Below are 19,544 nucleotides of genomic sequence, written 5' to 3'. Positions count from 1 at the left end.
CCCCACGCACCACCCGAGGCGCCCCCCCGCCATGACCACGTGGGCGGGGGGCGGTGGGTGGGGTCCACCCGCATAAGGTGGAACCGCACGTGGTGCTGCCACAACCCCGCCCCCGGTTGGGCCCGCCCCGCCCCCCGCGCCCCCGCCCCCCGCCTCGGTCGGGTCGGCCCTACTCCCCGAGCAGGTCGGCGATCTGCGGTCCGACGTATTCGTTGATGAGCCGGGCGGCGGTCTCCACGGCCAGCTGCGCATCGTCCACCAGCTGCTCGGCGCCGCCGGAGGGGACGAACAGGTCCCAGTCCTTGGCGGGCACGAGCATCGTGGCGGACGCCAGGACGGCCGTCCGCTTGATGTACGCGGGCACCCACAGCTGGCGGTACCTCTCGCCGCAGCCGTACGGGGCCTCCCAGTCGCCCACCTCGTAACCGGGCCGGTGCTCGCGGGCGAGCGCCCGGTGGCTCAGCGCCATGACAACTTCCAGGACCGGGTCGCCGTCCTCGTCGCGGGTGAACGTCAGCTTCGGCAGGTCGGGGCGGATGTCGATGTAGCCGGGCGACATCACCGGCGGGGTGGCGATACGCCACGCCCACGCGGTGAACTCTGCGCGGTCGGTGCGGTCTTCCTCGTCCAGTTCCGCCGTGCGGGCGCTGATGTACGAGCCGAACCGGCTGCCGCTGCGGGTGTCGGCGTTGCGACGGTCGTACTCGCGGTCGACGCGGACGAGGGTGGTCGGGTTCCAGTCGGACATGGTGGTGCTCTCCCTGGTGGATTGGGGGTCAGCTGCGGAAGGGGTTGCCGAGTTCGCCGCGGGCGACGGCCCGTACGACGGCGGCGACCTCGGCGGCGCCGGCGGTGGTGGCGGGGGCGGCGATGGAGATGACCGACGCGCCGTCGGCGTTCATGCTGATGTCCCAGCCGCCGTTGGCGTAGATGCCGACGATGAGGTTGGCGTCCCCGTGGAGGCCGCCGCGGGGCGTCCGGGGAAGCCGCTTGACGATCGTCATGTTCTTGCGCGGCCCGGGCTCGACGCTCATGCCGATCTCGGCGGAGGACAGGGCCGCGATCAGGTCCTGGCACAGAGCGGTGACCTCTTCGCCGGTCCGCTTGGGGATGGGCCCCCTGGTGTGGGTGCGGGCGGTCACGCCGAGCACGCCGTCGGGCAGGCTGACTGCCCATCCCCACTCGCCGCGGGGAACTCCGCGCCGTTCGCCGGTGGCCCACATGTCGTCCAGCAGCGAGGCGGCCTCCTTCACGACGCTCGGCGCGTACAGGGCGCGGTCGCTGGCGGCGGCCTTCTCCACCGCGGCGTACGCCTCGGTGCTCGGCTCGGTGCCGGTGCTGGTGTCGGTGCTCATGGACTTCCCTTCGTGGTGGAGCCCGGGGCCGTCGGCCCCGGGCTCCATGCTGTCGTGCCGTACGGGCAGTGCGTGGCGGGATCGGCTACTCCCGCCACGCACGGGGTTGTTCAGTCGCCGTCGGTGACGGTGACGCTGGTGATGTGGTCGGCCTCGAAGGGCAGGTCCTCGAAGTGACGGGCGGTCTCGTTGTCGCTGACGGTGGTTTCGGTGGTCTCGCCGTTGACGTCGACCACGGTGACCTTCATAGCCATGCCGTGTCCTTTCGTGAGTGGGTCAGGCGCCGGGCTGGCCGGCGGCGATCCAGGCGGCGTACTCCTGGCGGACGTACGGGCGCTGGCTGGGGTCGAACTCGGTCGACCGTGGCCCGTGCGGCCCGGCGATCAGCGCCGGGTGCCGGTGGTCGAACTGAGCGAGGGCGAACGCGGCCCGGACGGCGGCGCCGCGGGCCCCGGTGCCGGGGTCGTCGACGGCCATGCGGTCCATGAGGGCGGCCCGGCGCAGAAGGAAGATGCGGTCGGCGGCCGCGGCGCCGGGCGCGGGCGGCCCGGTGACCATCCCGTCGCGGCGGCCGTCGCGGACGGCACCCATCTCCATGACCTCGTGCATCTCGCGACGCAGGCCCGGGGCGTCGGCGTAGGCCTCGGACGGGGTCGGGGCGTCGAACCCGTCGCCGGTGTCGGGGTTGACCGCGATGCTCACACCGCCTCCCGGGTGGTGGCGCCGGCGCCGCAGCGGTCGCACCGTACGACGTCCTCGGGGAAGTCGTCGTCGTAGACGGCGAGCAGGTCCATCGGGCTGCGCACCGGCACCCAGGCCGGGCCGGAGCAGCCGCCCAGGCAGGGCACCTGCGCCTCGAATCCCCAGTCCACCGGGTCGGGGAACCAGGTGCGGTAGGCGAGGGTGATCTCGTCGCCGCCGACCGTGAGGGCTCCGACCGGGTCGTGGTTGGGGCGCAGCTGCGTCCAGCGGAAGGCATCTGCCAGGTCCTCGCCGAAGAATCGGCGGGCCAGCACCCGGCGGGCGCGCTCGGTGTGATCGCCGTCGGCCTGGTGGTCGGCGTGGTCGCGGTCGACGGAGCGCTGGAGCAGAACCCGCAGCCGCATCAGCCGGTCGTCGGTGACGACGTGGTCGAACCCTTCGGCGCGCAGGCCGGGGCGGGCGGCGGCGATCTGCTGGTACTGGTGGCGGATCACGGCCTCGGGCACGCGCCGGTTGCCCGGGCGGCGGGCGTTGCGGGCCAGGCACTGCTCCAACGGCGCGGTCATCACGACGGCGGCCGCGGGCAGCTGGCGGGCGTGGGCCGCCTCGATCAGCCGCTTCCTGACGTCGAAGCGGGTGTTCGTCGCGTCTACCACACACGTTAATCCGCGGGCGAGGCGTCGCTCCAGGACTGCGTCCAGCAGGAACACCGCGTCGGCGGTGGCCTCCTGGTCCCCCGCGTCGGCAGAGACGACCCACCGGTAGGAGTCGAGTTCGAGCCGGTAGTCGGCGGGCCAGGTGCGGGTGAGGGTGGACTTGCCGGAGCCGCTCGCGCCGATCATCACGATCACGGACGGTTCGGGGATCGGGTTCATGCCGGGGATCTCTCCTGTGTTCTCGGGTTCGGAGGGCCCCGGGGGCGGCCGGTGGGTTCCTTGGCCGGGATGGCGGCCGCGCCCCGGGGGTCGTGCGGGGCGGGTCAGCTGACGGCGGCCAGCTGCGGGACGTTCTCGCGCCGGCGCCAGGCGTCCAGGACCTTCTTCGGGATGCGGGCCCGGTCCTGCACGTCGTGGCCGTTCTCACGGGCCCACGCACGGACGACGTTGGGCTCGTAGTCCCGCTCCGGGCGCTTGCGCTTGGTGCCGACCGGCTCGGGCTGGAGCGTGTTCTTACGGGCGCGCAGTTCGGCGAGGCGTTCCTCCAGCCGGTCCTCCTCGCTGGTGATCTTCTCCAGCTCGGCGTCGACGATGCGGCGCTCACGCAGCGCGGCGAGGACGGCGGCCGCCTGCTCGCCGTCGGCGCGGACCTTGGTGTCGTCGTGGGCGGCGGCCCACGCGAGCAGCGCGGCGACCTCGGGCATGGCCTCGGTGACCGGCTCGGGTGCCGGGGCCGAAGCGGGCTGCTCGGTGGCGGTGATGATGGCGGTGACCTCCTCCTTGGAGACGTTCAGCTCGGCGGAGATCTGGTCGGGGGTATAGCCGTCCCGGTGCATGGACCGGACTACCGCGTCGTAGGCGTTCACCTGGGTTTTCTCCTTGCTGCGGGGGTGGATTCGACGGGGTGGAAGCTGGGGGACGGGCGGCCGGACGACGTCCGGCTGTACCTCGTCCAGGAGGCGGCGGAGCGCGGCGACGGTCATGCCGCGAGCGCGAAGCGCAGGCGCTGCGGGAGGCCGCGCAGGGCGGCGAACAGCGGAGCCAGCAGCAGGCGGCGGCCGCGGCGGGTACGGCCCTTGACCCGGTACATGGCCTGGTCGGCGGCCTTGAGCGCGGCCGACAGGGTCGGCTCGGGGAGGGCGGCGAGCCTGGCGGCGCCGACGGAGGCGCCGACGGACAGCTTCACGCCCTGGTGCTCGACGGGCTGGCGCAGCAGCTCGGCGAGGTCGGCGATCCGGTCGTCCAGGCGGGCGTCGTCGTCGACGACGACCACGAACTCGTCTCCCCCGAGCCGTCCGGCGACGCCGTGGGCGCCGCACCAGGCGGTCAGCCGCGCGCCCGCGCTCTCCAGGACGGCGTCGCCGGCCGCGTGGCCGTGCACGTCGTTGACGGCCTTGAAGCCGTCCAGGTCCGCGAGGAGGACCGCGGCCCGGGGGCGGCGGCGGATGGTCCGCTCGGCCCGGCGGGTCCATCCGTCGCGGGTCCACAGTCCGGTCAGCGGGTCGCGGCGGGAGCGGTCCAGACGCCGGTAGAGGCGGCTGGCGTGCAGCGCCCACCCGGCTGCCAGGAAGAGGACGGCGAGGGTCTGCACGATGTACACCGAGTTCGTCATGCCGCCCGCCTCATCGCGTTGCGGCGGACGGCGTTGCGCTCGGTACGGGTCGTGCCGCCCCAGACTCCCTCGCCGGCCAGGTGCGGGTTGGCCAGGGCCCACGACAGGCAGTCGGCCAGGGCCGGGCACGTGTAGCAGAGCCTCTTTGCAGGACCGGCGTTCACGCCCTGCTTGGGGAACCAGAAGTCCGGGTCCTGTAGGCACGGTTCGGTGCCGGTGATCTCCGGGTACGGCACCGAAGGGTCGGCCAGCGGAATCGCGATGACCGGAGTCGGCTTACTGTCTGTTTTCTGGGCCATGATGGTCAGTGCCCTTTCCTCTGTAGGGGATTCGGGTGGCCCGGGGCGGGCGCATTGCTTGGTCGTGGTGCCGCCCGCCCCGGGGCGGATCTACAACAGGGCTCGTGCCAGACGACCCTTAGCCGTCAGCGCGGGTCCGGTGCGGTGCCGCCGGCGGGCACGCGGCCGACGACGGAGTCCAGGACCTCCCACACCCGGGCCCCGGCGGCGGCGCCGTACTCGGGGGCGGCGAGGGTGACCCGTACGGCGCGGAAGACGTCGTCCAGGGCGCCGGAGCCGATGCCAGGCCAGATGATGTGCCGCAGGTTCGCGCCGTCGATGTAACCGCCGAAGCTGGTGTAGGGGCGGCCGTCGCGCAAGGTGACGGTGATGCCCCTCTCGCCCGTGTCGAGCGTGTCGGCGATCTCGATGTCCAGGCCCGCCTCGTAAGCGGCGTCGGTCAGGGCGCGCAGCAGGTCGTAGTCGCGGACCAAGCCCTCGACGGCGGCCTTCTGCGACCAGATCAGCCCGTCGTACCCGGGCCCGGGGTCGATGCCGGGCTGAGAGCCGATGGTGACGTACCCGGCGCGGTTGGCGGCCGCGAGCGTCGGGATCAGCTCGGAGGTCTCCTCGTCGGGTCCGTAGCCCGGCATGTATCCGGGCCAGGAGGAGATCTCACCCTCCAGCCACCGGGCCATCAGCCCGCCGAGGTCAGCGACGCTCGTGGTCGCCTTCCACGCGCGCCGGTCGGCCCGGCTCATCCACGGCAGTCGTACTTTCACGGCAGGTCCTCCAGATCGGTGAAGCGAAGCGGGCGAAGTGCGGATGGTGCTGGCCGGATCTCCAAGGCCCGCGTGCGGGACGCGGGCCTTGGGCTACCGGTCAGCCGGTGGTCGCAGCTTCGACGTCCTCGCCGTCGGTGGCCTTGGCGAGCGTGACCGCCGCCCCTTCGGTGTCCGTCTCGGGGAGCTCGCCGATGTCGGCCGCGCGGGGAAGGCGCTCGCCCCGGTCGACCAGGGCAGCGTCCAGGTAGCGGGCGGCCTCGTCCTCCGTGATCTCCATCTGGTACCGACCGAAGGCCAGCGCCACGAGGTCGGCAGGGACGGCGGCCCGCTCAAAGGGGCTGACCAGGATGGATGCGGCGCGCATGAGGCGCTGGTGCCGCGCGCGCTGACGGTACTTCTTTCCAAACATTGGTGGGGTCTCCTTCACGAAGCGACAGGTCAGGCAGTGCGGCGCTCGGTGTCGATGTCGTCCTTGACGACGTGCAGCGGCGGGAGCTGGCCGGTGGCGCGGAGCATGGCCATCGGGTCGAGCGGGCCGTCGGCGAGGGCCGCGCGGTGCGCGCGGGCCTCCTCGATGGCGGTGGCGGCCGCGGTCTGCTCGCGGGCCACCTCGATACGGGCGTTGGCGTCGATCTCCGCGATGGTGATGTCCGCGGTGCGGTCCACCCGGAGCGCGGCCATCTCGTTGGCGTGCGCGGTGGCCACGCGGCGGTCGTCGCGGCGGGAGCGGGCGATCAGGGCGCAGGACGCGATGACGGCGACGATCCAGATGATCAGGGCCGGGGCGATCGGGTCGGCGTAGACGCCGACCGACAGGGCGCCGAAGGTCAGCGCCATGGAGGAGAAGACGGCGCTGGCCGTCTCCTCCTCGTTCTTGGCGGCGAAGTAGCCGGAGGCGGCCCCGAAAGCAAGCATCAGCCCGGCGGCGCCGACGCTGTGCTCGGCGCCCTGGGCGTTCCAGACCCGGGCCAGAGCCAGCAGCGTGCCGGCGGCCACGGTGGTGCCCGCGTAGGCGCGGTGCTCGCTCAGGAACTCGGCGGGACTCTTCGGGGCGGGCATCTGGCCGGGGGCCGGGTTCTGCTTGGACATCGGGGGCTCCTCGCGGGCGGTTCAGTCGGTGGAGGCGGGGGTGCCGGTCTTGGCCCTGGCCTCGGCCTGGGCCCGTACCTCGATCAGCTGGCGGCGGACGTACTCGCGCTTGTAGCCGATGGCCTCGCACGCCTCGGCCTGCTTCAGCTCGCCGCTGTCGATCGCGGTGGCCACGCCGGACCAGAACTCGAAGTCGGCGTCGTCCTTGCGCCGGTCGCGGGTGACCTTCGCGGCCGCCAGGCGCTTCTGGGCCTGGCGTACGCGCTCGGTCTCGGCGGCCTTGTCGGCGTCGGACTTGGTCATGACTGCTGCTCCTTCGGGTGGGGGAGGATGGGTTCTCCTCCTGCTCCGGTCCGGAGCGGGTTCGGGGCCCGGGGCGGCCGGCTGATTCCTTGGCCGGGATGGCGGCCGCCCCGGGGTGAAGTCAGGCGGTCTTGCCGGACTTCTCGCCGACATGGCCGGCCGCTCCGCGTACGCACAGTGCGGCGTTGTAGGCGGCGGACGCCTCGTCCTCTTCGCCCTCCTCGTCGTAGAGGTCGCCGATCGCACCGAGCAGTTGCTCAACGGCGGGCAGGACCCTGCTGCACTGGACGGCGAGCCTCACGTCGTCGTGGTCGGCGCCGGTACGGACGTCGCGGGCGATCTGCTGAATGTCCTGGGCGATCTCCCACAGGTCATCGCCGTCGCGGGTGTCGGGGTCGATCCGGTCGGCGATGTCGTACGCGAAGCTCTCGATCAGCCGGGCGGTGCCCCACGCGGCCAGGATCAGCAGGATCGCCACGTTCTCGGTGACGTTCAGGACCGGGGCGAACTCGGTGACGTCGTTGACCATCCAGGCGGCGACGGCAACGGTGACGGCTCCGACGGTGACGGTCCCGACGTGGTCGCCCACCAGGCGCAGGACGTGGGTGGTGCGGCGCAGGGCCCGGAGGGCGCGGCCGCTGCCGTCGGCGGAGTTGAGGTGCTGGATCGCGGTCATGAGCGGGGTTCCTTCCCGTTGGTGTGCGGCTCCCGTTCGGGTGCCGCACTTCTATGATGCCTACATTTTGTAGGCCTGTCTAGAGTGTGCCTACTTTTTATAGGCCGCATTTTGTTTTGGCTGGTCAGGCGGCGTTGGCGCCCGGGACAGCGGGGGCCGGGACCGTGGCATGGGCCGCGACCGCGAGGCGTGCGACGAGTTCGTGGGCGGTCTCGCCCGCCTCTCGCAGCGCCTGGACCAGGTCGGCGTCGCCGAGCGCCGCGGCACTGGTGGTCAGGGCGTCCAGGTAGACGGCCGCGTCGTACATGTCGCCGCGCAGGTCGATCAGGCCGGGCTGGTAGGCGGACACGCTGCTCAGGCTGGCGGCGTCGGCCAGGTGCTCGGGCATGTGCTCCTCGCGCAGCTGCTCGACCTGCGTGTCGAGCGCCGCCGCGAGTTCCTCGGCGCTCTCGTGCGCCCAGGTCTTCCCCATCAGGAGGGCGGCCAGGGCGGTGAGTTTGGTGGGGACCTTCACGGGTGAACTCCTTGTCGGTTCGGGTCCGGCCGGGGTGACCGGGCGTTCCCGCCGGAGCCCGAACTCTGTGAGTCCCGAAGTACGGGAGTTACAGAGTTCGGGATTCAGCGGGAGCGCCGGGGCTACTTGCCGGGGAGGTTGAGGGTCGCGGCGACGATGTCGGCGTGGTCGAACGCCAGGGGCGGCAGGCTGTCGGGCCGCCACCAGCGGGCGGTGCGGGCGTCGTCCCCGGCGGCGGCCTTGGTGTCGGCGGGGACGACGGCGAGGTACGCGACGGTCACGTACCGGCCGCGCGGGTCGCGGCCAGGCTGGTCCCAGACGCCGATCTGGCGCAGTTCCTCGGCGGCGACGCGTACGCCGGTCTCCTCCTCCAGCTCCCGGGCGGCGGCCGCGCGGCTGGTCTCCCCGGCGTCGACGTGGCCGCCGGGCAGTGCCCAGTCACCCTCGAAGGGGTCCCAGTCCCGCTGGATGAGCAGCAGACGGCCGTCACTGGTGACGGTCACCACGTCGGCGGTGTAGCGGATGGTCTCGAACGTCTCGGTCTCGCTCACTTCACAACTCCTGTTTTCTGGCTGGCCAGTTGAACGGTTCACTTGTTGCGGGTAGTGGTGCTGGTGCGGCGCTCGCCCTTGCCCTGGCGGGCGCGCTCCGCGCGGCGCTCGGCGGCAGCCAGGACGGCGGCCGGTCCGGCGCACTCGATGCAGGGGATCGAGATCCCGGGGGCGGTGATCCGGCCGGTGTCCTCGCAGACCAGACAGTTCGGGCCCTTCTTCGGGGCCTGGACGCCGTACGCCTTGCGATAGGCGGACACCGGCGGCGTCTTCGGGGGCTTCGGCTCCGCCGGGCGCCGGCGGGACGTCTTGACCGGCTCGACGCCTCCGGCCTGCATCGCCCAGGCCGTGCGCAGGAGGGCGGCCACCGGGCGCATCGCCTCGTTCCGCAGCCGCTTGCCGGCCTGCTTCTTGGCCTTCCGGACCTCCCGGCGGAGCTTCGTCTTCGCCTTCCGCCGGCCGTACTTGGCGACCTCGACCGCACCCTCACGGATCTCCTTGACGTAGTCGATCGGCGGGGGCGGCTCCTCGCCGAACCCGGCCTCGGTCAGCCACAGCCAGTCGAGTTCCTGCCACCCCGCCCGGAAGCGGCAGTACGCCATCCACTGCGAGACGTCGACGCGGGGCTCGACCCAGGTGTGCCCGACCGGGCAGGCGGCCTCCACCACGGCGTCCGTGCCGGTCTTGTAGGCCAGTCGCAGCCCGGTGTCCGCCTCGCACACCGGGCAGGCGATCACGGTCGGAATCCAGACCCGGCGCCACGCGTGCTCCGGATCCTCGACGACGTAGCGGAAGCGGCGCTCGAAGAACAGGTAGTGGTCGCCCCCGTCGGGGTTGAGGGGGCGCCACGGGCTGATCGGCATCGGATCTCCTCAAGGGAACATTTGTGATCTTCCGGACGTAACAGGGACTGAACCACGGGAAACGTGCAGGTCAGGGCCTTGGAACAGATCCGGAACGGGGCCCGGGGAGGGGAACATGTTCCGGCCCGGGGCGGGGGTTCCGGTCCTGTTCCGGACCGGTTCCCCCTCGCTGACCTGCATGTTTCCGGGTGTTCCGGAAGCGGGTCAGCCCTCGTCGCCCTCGCCGACGAGCCCCTTGAGGTCGCGCAGCCGGTAGCCCTTGACCGTGCCCTTGGCGCCCTTGGGCCGGTAGGACTCCTTGGCCCACTTCTGGTCGCGCGGGGCCAGGACCTTGCCGAGCACCAGGGCCACGACGGCGCCCTTGGTCATGCGCTCGCCGCCCTCGGTGACGAAGCGGTCCAGGTCCCACAGCTCCGGCTCGATCTCGTGGAGGGCGTCGAACAGCTCGTCCTCCGTCAGGCCGCTCGGGTCGCCGAGACCCCGGTAGATCTTGCGGATCACCTGGAGGAGGACCGGCAGGGTCTCCTCCTCCTGGTCCTCGTCGTTCTCCCACGGCTCGCTGCCGCCCGGGTTGGGCAGCTCGATGCCGCGGACGAAGGCGGCGGAGGCGGCGTCCAGCTGGCACAGCCCGGCCGCCGCGCGCTCGGTGGCCCGCCGGTCGGCCTCCTCGTCGCTGACGATGCAGGCCCGGTACGGGATCGGCTCGCAGTAGTCGGCGCCGGCCAGCGGGTACACAACGGAGGCGTCGTTGACGGCGTCGCCCATCGCGGGCACCAGCCGGTCCGGCCGCCACCCCTCCGCCATCGCGCCCTTGCCCGCGATCTGCACGATGTCGTCCCGGTCGCAGGCGCCCATCGCCTGCACCGGCACCTCGGCGATCCAGGTGTTCTCGCCGACCTTCTCCTTGGTGACGCTGTGGGTGGCGATATCCAGCACCACGTCGGACTTCGCGGAGGTGAGGAACAACTGACGAACCAGTTCGTCCAGCCGCATCGGCTTCTCCTCGCCCTCTTCGGGCTTGGGGAAGGTCTCGCGCTTGGCCTCCGTGACCAGGGCCGGGAATTCGTCGACGACGACCGTGATACCGGGGTATTCGGGGCTGGCCTCCCAATTCCCGCCCATTTTGCACCGCGTGAACAGCTTGGGCCGGTTCATGCCGATATCCAGGGCCCATTCGAGAACCGTGCGGGCCTCTGCCGGCGTGCGGGCCACGGCCGCCATGCACTTGCGGTACGGGCCGAAGCCCGCACCGTACGAACCGAGGTCGACGCCCACGATGATGCGGTCATTGGTCGCGGTCAGCGCGTCCAGACGGGCACGCAGCACCGTGGACTTCCCCGAGCGGGGCTTTCCGACGGTATTGGTGGTGGTCCGCTTGCCCGGCAGCGCGAGGATACGGCCGGACATGTCGGCACCGATCTGCGCCTTGTGCAGATCGTGCGTCGAAATGGACTTCGGCGCCCGGTAAGGCAATTCCGGGACTGCCTTCCAGGGGTCGTCACCCGGAATACGCAGCGTGCATTCGTTGCGCGCCTGGGCTGACTGCTGGAGCAGCGCCGAATTCGTGCGCACGCCCGGCAGGCACGCCTCCAGCAGGGCCAGACCGTCCGACAGCTTCTCCGGGGTCTGGTTCTTGAGCACGAGCTGGGCCTCGAACCCCCAGTTGCGGGGGTGGACCTGCATGGAGTGGACGGCGATGCCGAGATCCTTGGTCAGCGCCTCGTGCAGCATCGCCTCGAAGGCCCGCGGCGTCATGCCCATCTCGAACCGGTCCGGAAGTCCGGCCTCGACGCGCTCCAGCTCCTCCAGCTGCTCCGGCGACATGTCCGGACGGCGGCCGACACGGGCCAGCACCGCAAGGTTGACCAGCACCCCCGCGCCCAGACCGATCATGCCGTCCATGAACACGAACCCGGCGACGTCGATACCGGCCATCGGCAGGTACGCGGCGGCCGCGCGCTGGAACAGCTTGCTGCGGGCCGTGGAGATCGCCGCGGCGGCCTGGACGAGGGCCATCGACGACTCCTGCTGCGCGACGTCGGCCGCCTTCTTCTTCGCGTCCCGCTGGAGCAGCGCGAACTGGGCCCGGCGGGCCGCCCGCTCCGACTCCCGCGCGAGCATCTCGGCACGCCGCTTGGCGGCGTCGGCGTTCTGGCCCTCGACCCCGCGGACCCAGCGCTGCACGCGCACCCCGCCGCGGATCGTGGTGGGGACGACGCCGCGCGGCGTCCACTGCCGCGCCGCCCACCGGCGGACCCGGCGCCGGGCCTGGCGCTGCACATACGCGCGACGGGCCGTGCGGCCTTCCGGGGTCCGCAGCGTCGGGTGAATCCACGGCGCGTCCCCCTCCGCGTCCTCCCCCAGCTCCCACTCGTCGGCCGTGAACACCGTCCCCTCGACCGGCGCGGGCGCGGGCTTGGTCATATCGACGCGGGCCGCCGGCGCGGCGGGCTCGGGAACCGTGGTGGTGTCGGATTCCTCGGGCTCGGCGTCGACGAAGGGCAGTCGGATCACCTTCGCCATCGCCTCGTCGCGGCCGGTCTTCGCGGTCCGCTCGTCGGTCTCGGTCATGCTGGTCTCGCCTCCTCATCTGGGGGTGGTGAGACGGGGGCGGCCATCGTCTTGGTCGGTGAGGGACCGGCCCCGTCTCGCGCTGTTCGGTTGTTTCAGAACCCGGCACTCCGGGAGTCCGCAAGCTCGGAAGTCCGGGAGTTGCAGACTTACAGACTCCGGAATTCGGCGCGCGTGTTAGCTGGTAGCGGCCAGGTGCAGGACCGGGTCGCCCTTGTGCTCGCGCTCAGCTTCCTTGATCCGCGCACGGCACCAGGTCTCCCCGCGCAGCACCCGCAGCCGCTGCTCCGGCACCTCCTTCTCGAAGTACCGCTGGACGTCCTTCCAGCCCGTCTCCTGGTCCGCGCGGAGCCGCGCGAGGACCCAGTCGCGGGCCGCCTTCTTCTCGGCCTCGGCCTGCTCCGGGGTGGCCGCGCGGGCGGTCTCCGCGGCGAGCGCGCGGGCCGCGCGACCCTGCTTCGAGGCGCCCTCGTCAGCGCCCTTCTGGCGGCCTCGCACGGAGGGGGGGTTGTTGGGCTTGACCTGCTCGTTCGTTGCGCGCGCGCGGGGCGCGCGCGGGCCCTGTGGGGCCTCTCCAGCGGAGACCTCGGCGCCCTTTTTGATCTTCGCAGCGGATGCCTTCGCGCGGTCCGCATGGAGCGCGTTCGCGGGGTCCGCGAGGATCTTCCCGATGGCTGCGGGGTCGATCATCCAGCCCTCGCCGGCGGCCACCTTGCGCACCGGCTCGGCGGGCGCGTCGAACATCGCGAGCGACGCCGTGGGCCTCAGCTCGTCGTGCTTCTCGACGAGACCGGCGACCTTGCCCGCGCGCTTGCCGAAGCGCTTGAGGATGCCCTTCGTCACACCCGGCTCGGCGCCGTGCACCTGGCGCCAGGCCCGGTCCCACGCCTCCGCTTCCGACAGGGGCGGCATCGTCGCCGTGCGCAGCCACGCGGCCCGCCGCACGACGCGCGGGTGCTTGATCCGCCGCAGCAGCGCGATCCGGATCTCCTCCGCACTGCGGCCTCCCACGCGGTGCATCTGGGAGTGGAGGTAGATCTCGAACACCCCGACACCGAACAGCGAGGACGCGGCGAAGACGACCGCGAGTTCGGGCTTGTCCGCGTGGTGCCAGGCGTTGAGCGCAGCCGCGATGGTGGCGAACGTCCACGTCATCACCGAGTACAGCTTCGCGGGCTTGTCGTTCTCGACCGCCCACTTGCGCAGCCACGCCATCGCCCATGTCGCGCCCTCGATGAAGACCGGCACCAGCAGCGCCAGGACCCAGACCACACCGAGGTCGACCACCGCGGAGAACTGGCCGGGGAACGCGAACGCGATGGAGGTGATCACCACGGTCATCACCCACGGCATCGGCGATCCGACCGCGGCCGCCATCCGCTCGTTGCGGGCCTTGCGGGCCGCGGCCTTCTTCTCGCGCCGCTTGCCCTTCTCCTCCAGCTTCTTCGTCTTCGCCGCCTGCTTGCGCAGGTCCTTGCGCTCGGCGGCCTTGTCGCGGGCCTCGGAGATCTCGATGTCCGCCAGGGCGTTGGTGCGGCGTCCCGTGGCCTCGGCCTGGGTGGCCGCCGCGCGCGCCGTGACCTTGTCCATCTGACGGCGGCCCTCGTAGGTCGTCGTCTCCATCAGCGGGTCCTTTCCTGGGCCTGGCCCTGGCGGGCCCGGGTGACGCGAGTGATCGGGTCGGAGATGTTCAGGGAGGTGAGGACCTGCCACGAGTCGAAGTCGGCGCCGGTCCAGTCCGTCATGTCAGCGGTCTGCGGGGCGGCCTCGGCCGGGCGGATGGTCGCCGTGGGGGTCGTGGTCTTCATGCCGCCTCCTTGTCGCGGTAGCCGCCCGCCACCGTGCGGAAGGCGGGGGAGGCGAGGGCGCTCTGCGGGGTGAGGACGGCGTCCAGGGCGATGACCACGAGCGCGATCAGCACCAGGCCGATGCGGGCCATGACGTCCAGCTCGATCCCGAACAGCCAGGCGCCGCCGGCCAGCGCGGCGAACAGCCGCACCCGGCCCAGCATCACGGGCAGCAGGGAGAACAGGACGGCCAGGCGGGGGTTGGAGGTCGTGAAGTTCATGCGGCCCGACCACCCTTCGCGGCGCTCAGGGCAGCGGTGCCGCGACGTGGGAGCGGCACCACGTTCGCCGGCGGGCGGCGGACGCCCAGCGCACGGCGCAGGTGCACGATGTTCTCGCGGTCGATCTCGCTGTCCGGGTCGCTGGTGTCCACCAGGAACTCCAGGAAGTCGGACCGCAGCTCGGGGGGCGCGGCGCGGAGGGCGGCGAAGTCAGTACCGAAACCCATCGCGGCCTCGATGTACTCGCTCTCGCTGCCGACGACGCGGCCTGCGACGATGGTCCTCATAGGGTCGTACCTCTCTACTTGTTCGGCCCTTGCGCGGGTTCTCCGGCTTGGCTTCCAGGCGGCCGGGGGGCCCGCTTTTGACATGGCGGTGCCCTCGAATGAGGGGGTTGAGGCTTTCGCCGGTTTAGGTTGAAACCTAGGTTTCTTCCGGCCGATCTGATGACACACTACCCAGTGAGGGTTGTCAAGAACCTAGATCTAAACGGCGCCGACGACACGCTAGACAAGGCAACGAATCGACGTTAAACCTAGATCTGTCTTAGGGTGATCTCACCTGAGACTTCTACGACGGGGAGACAAACACTCCAATGACCGGTCCGAAGACACCCAAGTGGCGACAGCTCGCCGACGAGGTGCGTCGTCAAATCGAAGACGGCACGTACCCGCAAGGTGGAGCGTTGCCCCAGGTCAAGCCTGCTGCCGAGGCGGCCGGAGTCTCGTACGAGACCATGCGCGCCGCCTACAAGGCACTGGAGTCGGAAGGACTGGTGAGGAGCGTCAAGCGCACTGGGTTCGTGGTGCTGGAGGCGCCTGGCCGCCGACGGGTGACTCGGGGAACGGTCGTCACCCGCGACCCGGCCCGGGGCTACGTGTTCCCTGCGGCCTCCCGCCCCGACGAACCTTGGGAGGTCCACGGCCGCCCCTTCCGCGCGGACGTCCCAGCCCCGGACAGAGTCGCTGATCATTTCGGCATCCCGCCGGGCACTGAGACCCTTCGCCGTCGACGCGTGACCTCGCCCACCGGCGAGCCGCCGTTCCAACTGGTCGACACGTGGATCAGTCCGGATGCAGTGGCCGACGCTCCCCGGGTGGCCGACCCATCGACGGGGCCTGGCGGCTACCTGGACCGACTGGAGGAAGCTGGGCACGGCCCGATCTCCTGGTCGGAGACCATCCGGGTCCGTATGCCTGATCGTGAGGAAGCTCAGCTACTAACCATCGCGATGGTCATGCCCATCCTGGAGACCACGATCATCGGCACGTCCGCGCTGACGAAGCGTCCCATTGAGGTCACCATCAGGGTCATCCCGGGTGATCGGGTCGAGCTGGTCAGCGAGCTGCAACGGTCCCGGGCTGCGCGCTGGCCGATCACCCCGGTCAAGTAGAAGTCGTAGGTCGGCGGCCTCTCCCCTCCAACATCACCCGGTGGGGGAGGAACCGACCAGCAACAAAAGGTGTGTCCCACCCGTTGGACAGCGATGTAGGAAGAAGAGGATGAGTCCCATGAAGCGCAACCAGCCCCCGTAAACGCCGCGACGGCCGTCCCTGTGCCACCAGGTCCGGCCGTCTGAGTCGACTCGCTCGCTATGCCTGCTCCGAGTCGTACGTCGGCGGTAACGCCGGGCGCCAAGACCACAAGGGCCCGGGTACCGATATCAGAATAGCCAGACCTGGCCGCACCAAACAGCCACACGTGCGCCGCGTCACTCCTATCTGGTGATGATCCACCGTCGTACGGCTTCCCGATACCAGGGGAGACCCCAGCACGATGCGCCCCACCGTTCGACCGCCCGGCACGATCACCGTGTCCGGGACGGACTCCGCCACCCCGAGAGGGGGTGCGCGTTGAGGAAGCGCTCAGGGAGGCCGCCGAGGTTCGCGGCCGTCCCCAACGAGACCATCGACGACGCGAACAGCCTTGATCTGGAGGCCCTGGGCCTGCTGACGGTGGTCCTGCGGCACAGGGACGGCTACGAGATCACGTTGCCGGAGATCGCGGAGAAGTACGGCTACGGCCGGGACGGCCTGGCCGGTGCCTGGGGCCTGCTCCAGGTCGCGCGGTACATCATCAAGGTCAAGATCCAGTGGGGCCGGGACAACCAGTGGGCGACCGAGGTCGTGGTGTACGACACGCCCGCCACGGACGATGAGGTCCGGGAGCTGCTGTCCAGCATCGCGGGGGAAGCAAACGTGCGGACCGTGAAGCTGGAGCCACCGACGAAGACGGCGAGGGAGCGAGCTGCGAAGCACGCCGCCAAGGTGGAGGCCAAGCGGAAGTCGAAGCCGGAACGCCGGAGGCTCGACTTCGACGTACCGGGGCAGTCGGCGGGGGAGCCCGGCCGGGGGCGCGGCCGCCGCGATGGCGGCGAGGACCAGGGGAGCGGTGCCGCCGCGCCGGCGGCACCAGCAAGGCCGCCCCGCAAGTCGGCGGCTGCGAAGAAGCCGAAGAAGAGGGAGCCGGGCAAGCGGCTGACGCAGCAGGAAGCGGCCGCGGTGAAGCAGGTGGAGGCGGCGTTCCCCGAGCAGCTGCAACTGCCGTCGTACCGGCCGCCGGTGCTGCGGGACGCAATCCTGGACGCCCTGGACTCGCGGTCGCCGGAAGTCGTGGTCGAGCGGGTGAAGCGCCGGTGGTGGAAGCACGGCTACGAGGAAGCCGTGATGCCGGGCGGCAGAGGCATCGGGTCGGCGATCGGTGTCGCGGTGGCGCTGGTGCGCCCGTCGACGGACTGCCCGGACCCCATGTGCGAGGACGGCGTGGTCCTGGACACCGGGGCGCCGTGCCGGGCGTGCGAGCAGCGCCAGGAAGACCGGAGGGGCCCCGTGCCCGCGCAGCGCGGCGGGTCCGACAAGGGCCAGGGCGACGGTGCCCCGGAGCCGCGGCGGTGGAAGTGCCGCAGCTGCCACACGTTGGGCAAGTCGGGTATCGAGGTTCCCGAGGACGGCCTGTGTGGTCCATGCCGGAAGGAGGAGCAGGAGGCGGAGGCCGCGGTCGCGGCTGCGCGCGAGCGAATGGTGCAGGCGGAGGCCCGCCGGGAGCAGCTGGCCCGCGAGCAGTGGATCGAGCTGGTGGAAGACGCCTACAGCGAGCACGCCGAACGCGAGCGGGATGCGGCTGGGGAGCGCGAGAGGCGCGAGGCGCAGGAGCAGCAGCGGCTGCGGGACGCGGAGGAGCGGCGCCGCATCCAGGAGCAGATCGCCCGCGAGAACCCGGAGCTGCTGGCCTACTCGCAGACCGCCTGACGACGGCCGGACGGCCGTACCCCGCGCCGGGGTGCGGCCCTTCGGCATATCCAGAGTCCGGGACTCTGTGAGTACGGGACTGCCGGAGTCGGTAGTCCCGCCGGGCGCCGGGCGGCCGCCCGGCGCCCGGCCGCGGCCGCCGTCTCCAGCGCGGGGGATGGGGGTTGAGGAGCATCCGTGTCAGATCGTGCGCCTGTACGCTCCGTGACCTCGGTCGTACCGCGCACGCAGCCTCGGCCGGTACATGTGCCCCACGCAGCCGCGGCGTCCAGGGGCGCCACGCACAGCGCACTCCCGGAGTCTCGTACTACCGGAGTCCGCAGAGGGACCGGCGGCACGTTCTTCGTGGCATCGGCCGAGGACGTCCGGCCGTACGACCGTGGAGCCGAAGGTGCGATGCCCGGGCCGGGCCAGTTTCCGAGGTCAAGATCAATCTCATCGATACTGACTGCTCGATTGGTCCCGACGGCCGGGAACGTGCCGCGGCCGCCGGCGAACCCAGAGTGTCCCAAGGAAGACGGTTCAGCATGATCTGCCGACAAGTGCCGAAGAAACCAGAAAGGGAGCAGTGTTCATGACCGAGACCGGCGCGCTGGATCTGACCAGAGCGGCCTACCGGCGCCGCCGGGCCCGCGGTGCGCCGGTGGCCACCGGCGCGGACGGAGTCACCCCGAGCGACGGGCCGCCCGCCAGCGACGACGTACTCGTGAAGACCGACTACACGACGTACTGGTCGCTCACGCCGGATCGGCTCGAAGAACTCCGGGCCGGGCTCGCCGCGGCCCTGGGACTGCGGGCCCTGAACTCCGGCCTCCTCGTCACCGGTGAGGTGGGCTTTGACCTGGTGTGGCGGTACTGGAAACTGCCGACCGCAGAGCAACACCGCATGAACACCCACCCGTGGCCGCTTCGGAGCATCGGCAACCTCGGCGAACACGTCTACCTGCGTGCCTGGCAAAGGACCAGGCCCGACCTCACATTGGGCATGGATTCGTGATGTCCCTGGCTGACGAGCACACCGCGTAGAGGCACACGCCCAGATCAACCACGGGGGTCTGGCACCTGGTCGCCCCGGACGGCCGGATCGTCGGCGGGGGCACCCGGCGCCAGGGCCGCGAGCCCTCGATGCCGCGCGACGAGCTGGAGACGCTGCGCGACGCGGGCACACGGAAGTCCCTCGTCGGCTCCGTGGCCGTCGAGGGTCTGCCGCACGCCGTCCAGCACGCCCCGTCCGCCGGCGCCACCAAGCCGGTGACCGCCCCCTGCACAGCACCTTCACCGCGGCCCGCGGCGGCGCGTCTACCTGTGCACGTCCCGACCCCCTGAACCCGCCCCGGAACCCCGTAATTGAAGCGTTTCCCCAGGTCAGGCCCGACACCCGGTTTTCCGGTTGTCGGGCCTGACCTGCGTAAATGATTCGTTTTCGCAGGTCGGCCCCGACAACGGGTTTTCCCGGGACCCGGGGAAGGCGGGAGTCCCTATAGAAGACTGGGGTTACAGAAGACGAGACAGAACACAAAAGCGCCTTGCGGCGCGTGCGCCGCTGGGGACGCCCGGAGGGCTAGGTACCGGTAGTAGCGCGCGAACGTGCGCGAGGCGGCTCCGCCGCGACCGATTGGCGCCACGGCGCCAGACCCAGTTCCACCTCCCCCGAAGAGATCCACACGACCGGCCGACGGCCACCACCAGCTCGACACCATCCCCGCCGGGACGGTCGGCTTCCCCCCTTCGTCCCCCTAACAGGCCGACGCGCCCGCCTCTCCCGGTGCCTCTCTCCCTCGGTACAGGGGCTCATGGCACCCTCACCGCCATTGCTGGAGGGGACCCCCCGACGCTGAAGCCGCAGGTCAGGACCGCAACCATGGTGAAAGCCGCAGGCTCATGACAAGCGGAGCGACGGCGCACCGCCGCTCTAGGGCGCCTGGGCCTGTTAGGGATTAGAGGAGGGGGGCGCGGGCCCGTCACCCGTTGGGGTGAACGCCGGTGCCCGGGTGACGGCATCGTCGTGGCTGAGGTGATGACGGGCCCGCGCCGTGGGTGGCTGGCCTGAGTGCGTACGTGCAGGTCAACCCATAGAAAGGACGTCCCTCCGGGACGACTCAACACAGCCAATCGGCTCCGCCGGGGGCGCCACAGCGCCCCCCCCCCGGCTCCACCGATGGGAACAGCGGACGCCCTACGGGCGGCAACTGGAAGAGGAGGGCGGCGCGTCCCTGAGCGGCCCTGTGCGGCTCTCGGGGCTTGATCGGCACTCCCCGGGCCTCTGTGCCGGG

25 protein-coding genes are annotated in these 19,544 nt (G+C 71.3%); 4 read left to right on the top strand and 21 right to left on the bottom strand.

From position 1 onward, the window contains the following. Positions 1 to 169 precede the first annotated feature (169 nt). From ACFRKB_RS32020 to ACFRKB_RS31920, 21 genes are all read right to left on the bottom strand, one after another. Positions 170 to 748 (bottom strand): hypothetical protein, encoded by a 579-nt coding sequence (locus ACFRKB_RS32020; protein WP_383110117.1) that lies wholly within the window; start codon positions 746 to 748, stop codon positions 170 to 172. A 28-nt stretch (positions 749 to 776) separates the two neighbouring features. Beyond that, complete coding sequence (locus ACFRKB_RS32015; RefSeq protein ID WP_383110116.1) at positions 777 to 1,355, bottom strand: hypothetical protein; 579 nt, start codon at positions 1,353 to 1,355, stop codon at positions 777 to 779. 110 nt (positions 1,356 to 1,465) lie between these two features. Beyond that, positions 1,466 to 1,609: a hypothetical protein gene (locus ACFRKB_RS32010; RefSeq protein WP_383110115.1), complete on the bottom strand. Its 144-nt coding sequence runs from the start codon at positions 1,607 to 1,609 to the stop codon at positions 1,466 to 1,468. A 22-nt stretch (positions 1,610 to 1,631) separates the two neighbouring features. Then, the gene (locus tag ACFRKB_RS32005; RefSeq protein ID WP_383110114.1) at positions 1,632 to 2,057 is read right to left on the bottom strand and encodes a hypothetical protein; all 426 of its coding nucleotides are present in this window, start codon (positions 2,055 to 2,057) and stop codon (positions 1,632 to 1,634) included. Further along, positions 2,054 to 2,932, bottom strand: a complete 879-nt coding sequence (locus ACFRKB_RS32000; RefSeq protein ID WP_383110113.1) for an AAA family ATPase — start codon at positions 2,930 to 2,932, stop codon at positions 2,054 to 2,056. Before ACFRKB_RS32000 ends, ACFRKB_RS32005 begins: the two co-directional genes overlap by 4 nt. A 104-nt stretch (positions 2,933 to 3,036) precedes the next feature. Continuing rightward, positions 3,037 to 3,579: an Lsr2 family DNA-binding protein gene (locus ACFRKB_RS31995; RefSeq protein WP_383110112.1), complete on the bottom strand. Its 543-nt coding sequence runs from the start codon at positions 3,577 to 3,579 to the stop codon at positions 3,037 to 3,039. A 113-nt stretch (positions 3,580 to 3,692) separates the two neighbouring features. After that, entirely contained in the window at positions 3,693 to 4,325 is a 633-nt protein-coding gene (locus ACFRKB_RS31990; RefSeq protein WP_383110111.1) for a GGDEF domain-containing protein, read from the bottom strand. Further along, positions 4,322 to 4,624, bottom strand: coding sequence for a WhiB family transcriptional regulator (locus ACFRKB_RS31985; RefSeq protein WP_383110110.1), 303 nt, complete (start codon positions 4,622 to 4,624; stop codon positions 4,322 to 4,324). Before ACFRKB_RS31985 ends, ACFRKB_RS31990 begins: the two co-directional genes overlap by 4 nt. Positions 4,625 to 4,749: 125 nt before the next feature. After that, entirely contained in the window at positions 4,750 to 5,385 is a 636-nt protein-coding gene (locus ACFRKB_RS31980; RefSeq protein WP_383110109.1) for a DUF6919 domain-containing protein, read from the bottom strand. 100 nt (positions 5,386 to 5,485) lie between these two features. Beyond that, positions 5,486 to 5,797 (bottom strand): hypothetical protein, encoded by a 312-nt coding sequence (locus ACFRKB_RS31975; RefSeq protein ID WP_383110108.1) that lies wholly within the window; start codon positions 5,795 to 5,797, stop codon positions 5,486 to 5,488. A 29-nt stretch (positions 5,798 to 5,826) separates the two neighbouring features. Then, positions 5,827 to 6,477 (bottom strand): hypothetical protein, encoded by a 651-nt coding sequence (locus tag ACFRKB_RS31970; protein WP_383110107.1) that lies wholly within the window; start codon positions 6,475 to 6,477, stop codon positions 5,827 to 5,829. A 21-nt stretch (positions 6,478 to 6,498) separates the two neighbouring features. Beyond that, on the bottom strand, positions 6,499 to 6,780 hold the full coding sequence (locus ACFRKB_RS31965) for a hypothetical protein (RefSeq protein WP_383110106.1): 282 nt from the start codon (positions 6,778 to 6,780) through the stop codon (positions 6,499 to 6,501). Between the two features lie 121 nt (positions 6,781 to 6,901). Beyond that, positions 6,902 to 7,456, bottom strand: coding sequence for a hypothetical protein (locus tag ACFRKB_RS31960; protein ID WP_383110105.1), 555 nt, complete (start codon positions 7,454 to 7,456; stop codon positions 6,902 to 6,904). A gap of 124 nt (positions 7,457 to 7,580) precedes the next feature. Then, complete coding sequence (locus ACFRKB_RS31955; RefSeq protein ID WP_383110104.1) at positions 7,581 to 7,970, bottom strand: hypothetical protein; 390 nt, start codon at positions 7,968 to 7,970, stop codon at positions 7,581 to 7,583. 122 nt (positions 7,971 to 8,092) lie between these two features. Then, a complete protein-coding gene (locus tag ACFRKB_RS31950; RefSeq protein WP_383110103.1) occupies positions 8,093 to 8,521 on the bottom strand; it encodes an NUDIX domain-containing protein in 429 nt (142 codons plus the stop codon). Between the two features lie 38 nt (positions 8,522 to 8,559). Continuing rightward, the gene (locus ACFRKB_RS31945) at positions 8,560 to 9,384 is read right to left on the bottom strand and encodes a hypothetical protein (RefSeq protein ID WP_383110102.1); all 825 of its coding nucleotides are present in this window, start codon (positions 9,382 to 9,384) and stop codon (positions 8,560 to 8,562) included. Between the two features lie 204 nt (positions 9,385 to 9,588). Next, entirely contained in the window at positions 9,589 to 11,955 is a 2,367-nt protein-coding gene (locus ACFRKB_RS31940) for a hypothetical protein (protein WP_383110101.1), read from the bottom strand. A gap of 177 nt (positions 11,956 to 12,132) precedes the next feature. After that, positions 12,133 to 13,578, bottom strand: coding sequence for a DUF2637 domain-containing protein (locus ACFRKB_RS31935; RefSeq protein WP_383110100.1), 1,446 nt, complete (start codon positions 13,576 to 13,578; stop codon positions 12,133 to 12,135). Further along, positions 13,578 to 13,763: a hypothetical protein gene (locus ACFRKB_RS31930; RefSeq protein WP_383110099.1), complete on the bottom strand. Its 186-nt coding sequence runs from the start codon at positions 13,761 to 13,763 to the stop codon at positions 13,578 to 13,580. The genes ACFRKB_RS31935 and ACFRKB_RS31930 overlap by 1 nt, the downstream gene beginning before the upstream one ends. After that, positions 13,760 to 14,023, bottom strand: a complete 264-nt coding sequence (locus ACFRKB_RS31925) for a hypothetical protein (protein WP_383110098.1) — start codon at positions 14,021 to 14,023, stop codon at positions 13,760 to 13,762. Before ACFRKB_RS31925 ends, ACFRKB_RS31930 begins: the two co-directional genes overlap by 4 nt. After that, entirely contained in the window at positions 14,020 to 14,310 is a 291-nt protein-coding gene (locus tag ACFRKB_RS31920) for a hypothetical protein (protein WP_383110097.1), read from the bottom strand. The genes ACFRKB_RS31925 and ACFRKB_RS31920 overlap by 4 nt, the downstream gene beginning before the upstream one ends. Before the next feature lie 308 nt (positions 14,311 to 14,618). On the opposite strand from ACFRKB_RS31920, the gene ACFRKB_RS31915 reads away from it, so the two are divergent. From ACFRKB_RS31915 to ACFRKB_RS31900, 4 genes are all read left to right on the top strand, one after another. Further along, positions 14,619 to 15,416, top strand: coding sequence for a GntR family transcriptional regulator (locus ACFRKB_RS31915; RefSeq protein WP_383110096.1), 798 nt, complete (start codon positions 14,619 to 14,621; stop codon positions 15,414 to 15,416). 460 nt (positions 15,417 to 15,876) lie between these two features. Next, positions 15,877 to 17,271: a hypothetical protein gene (locus ACFRKB_RS31910; protein WP_383110095.1), complete on the top strand. Its 1,395-nt coding sequence runs from the start codon at positions 15,877 to 15,879 to the stop codon at positions 17,269 to 17,271. A gap of 574 nt (positions 17,272 to 17,845) precedes the next feature. Beyond that, positions 17,846 to 18,268, top strand: a complete 423-nt coding sequence (locus tag ACFRKB_RS31905; RefSeq protein WP_383110094.1) for a hypothetical protein — start codon at positions 17,846 to 17,848, stop codon at positions 18,266 to 18,268. A 128-nt stretch (positions 18,269 to 18,396) separates the two neighbouring features. Continuing rightward, the gene (locus tag ACFRKB_RS31900) at positions 18,397 to 18,597 is read left to right on the top strand and encodes a hypothetical protein (protein ID WP_383110093.1); all 201 of its coding nucleotides are present in this window, start codon (positions 18,397 to 18,399) and stop codon (positions 18,595 to 18,597) included. The last annotated feature ends 947 nt before the right edge of the window (positions 18,598 to 19,544 follow it).

It is taken from the genome of Streptomyces scopuliridis (assembly GCF_042790125.1).
GTDB classification, from domain to species: domain Bacteria; phylum Actinomycetota; class Actinomycetes; order Streptomycetales; family Streptomycetaceae; genus Streptomyces; species Streptomyces scopuliridis_A.
Note: the sequence above shows the minus strand (reverse complement) of the source record. Positions and strands in the feature narration are given on the sequence as shown.

Coding starts and splice junctions, on each gene's coding strand:
- ACFRKB_RS32020 (WP_383110117.1), bottom strand. CDS start 748: ATGTCCGACTGGAACCCGACCACCCTCGTCCGCGTCGACCGCGAGTAC.
- ACFRKB_RS32015 (WP_383110116.1), bottom strand. CDS start 1,355: ATGAGCACCGACACCAGCACCGGCACCGAGCCGAGCACCGAGGCGTAC.
- ACFRKB_RS32010 (WP_383110115.1), bottom strand. CDS start 1,609: ATGGCTATGAAGGTCACCGTGGTCGACGTCAACGGCGAGACCACCGAA.
- ACFRKB_RS32000 (WP_383110113.1), bottom strand. CDS start 2,932: ATGAACCCGATCCCCGAACCGTCCGTGATCGTGATGATCGGCGCGAGC.
- ACFRKB_RS31990 (WP_383110111.1), bottom strand. CDS start 4,325: ATGACGAACTCGGTGTACATCGTGCAGACCCTCGCCGTCCTCTTCCTG.
- ACFRKB_RS31985 (WP_383110110.1), bottom strand. CDS start 4,624: ATGGCCCAGAAAACAGACAGTAAGCCGACTCCGGTCATCGCGATTCCG.
- ACFRKB_RS31975 (WP_383110108.1), bottom strand. CDS start 5,797: ATGTTTGGAAAGAAGTACCGTCAGCGCGCGCGGCACCAGCGCCTCATG.
- ACFRKB_RS31970 (WP_383110107.1), bottom strand. CDS start 6,477: ATGTCCAAGCAGAACCCGGCCCCCGGCCAGATGCCCGCCCCGAAGAGT.
- ACFRKB_RS31965 (WP_383110106.1), bottom strand. CDS start 6,780: ATGACCAAGTCCGACGCCGACAAGGCCGCCGAGACCGAGCGCGTACGC.
- ACFRKB_RS31960 (WP_383110105.1), bottom strand. CDS start 7,456: ATGACCGCGATCCAGCACCTCAACTCCGCCGACGGCAGCGGCCGCGCC.
- ACFRKB_RS31945 (WP_383110102.1), bottom strand. CDS start 9,384: ATGCCGATCAGCCCGTGGCGCCCCCTCAACCCCGACGGGGGCGACCAC.
- ACFRKB_RS31940 (WP_383110101.1), bottom strand. CDS start 11,955: ATGACCGAGACCGACGAGCGGACCGCGAAGACCGGCCGCGACGAGGCG.
- ACFRKB_RS31935 (WP_383110100.1), bottom strand. CDS start 13,578: ATGGAGACGACGACCTACGAGGGCCGCCGTCAGATGGACAAGGTCACG.
- ACFRKB_RS31930 (WP_383110099.1), bottom strand. CDS start 13,763: ATGAAGACCACGACCCCCACGGCGACCATCCGCCCGGCCGAGGCCGCC.
- ACFRKB_RS31925 (WP_383110098.1), bottom strand. CDS start 14,023: ATGAACTTCACGACCTCCAACCCCCGCCTGGCCGTCCTGTTCTCCCTG.
- ACFRKB_RS31920 (WP_383110097.1), bottom strand. CDS start 14,310: ATGAGGACCATCGTCGCAGGCCGCGTCGTCGGCAGCGAGAGCGAGTAC.
- ACFRKB_RS31915 (WP_383110096.1), top strand. CDS start 14,619: ATGACCGGTCCGAAGACACCCAAGTGGCGACAGCTCGCCGACGAGGTG.
- ACFRKB_RS31905 (WP_383110094.1), top strand. CDS start 17,846: ATGACCGAGACCGGCGCGCTGGATCTGACCAGAGCGGCCTACCGGCGC.
- ACFRKB_RS31900 (WP_383110093.1), top strand. CDS start 18,397: ATGCCGCGCGACGAGCTGGAGACGCTGCGCGACGCGGGCACACGGAAG.